The 433-nt window shown below is 58.2% G+C and carries 1 protein-coding gene; it reads right to left on the bottom strand.

Annotation, left to right across the window (positions count from 1 at the left end; genetic code table 11):
* Positions 1–433, bottom strand: a 433-nt coding sequence (locus I6F37_RS40685) for a PAS domain-containing protein (protein WP_225154474.1), incomplete at both ends; no start/stop codon positions are given.

The raw sequence follows: 433 nt of genomic DNA, 5'->3' as shown, positions 1-433 counted from the left end.
CGGTCGGTGACATCGCGCGTGAAACACTGCGTGTGGATGAACTTACCTTCCTCCCACAACACGCTCGAATCGATCAGCACGTGCTTGATGGAACCGTCCTTGCAGCGCAACCGAGCTTCGCGTTCGTGAAGTGTCTCGCCACAAGTCAGCCGTTTGAGAATGTCAACGATGGTTGGCTGGTCGGCATGAAACTCGGCGATGTGATGGCCGATGTATTCTTCCGGCGAATAGCCGAGCATCTGCATCTCGGCCGCATTGGCCCATTGGATGATGCCGTCCGGTCCCACTCGGTGCAGCCCGAGCGCCGCGGTGTCGAGGAAGGCGGCGAGCTGATTATTTTTGCGGCGCAGTTCGGCTTCGGCCTCTTTGAGGGCCGTGACATCCTGGAAGACATTGATGGCACCTGCTGGTTTCCCGTCTGCATCAAGAATGG

The sequence above is a fragment of the Bradyrhizobium sp. NBAIM08 genome, assembly GCF_020193935.1.
In the GTDB taxonomy this organism is placed as follows: domain Bacteria; phylum Pseudomonadota; class Alphaproteobacteria; order Rhizobiales; family Xanthobacteraceae; genus Bradyrhizobium; species Bradyrhizobium yuanmingense.
This window is presented reverse-complemented; position numbering and strand designations above follow the sequence as displayed.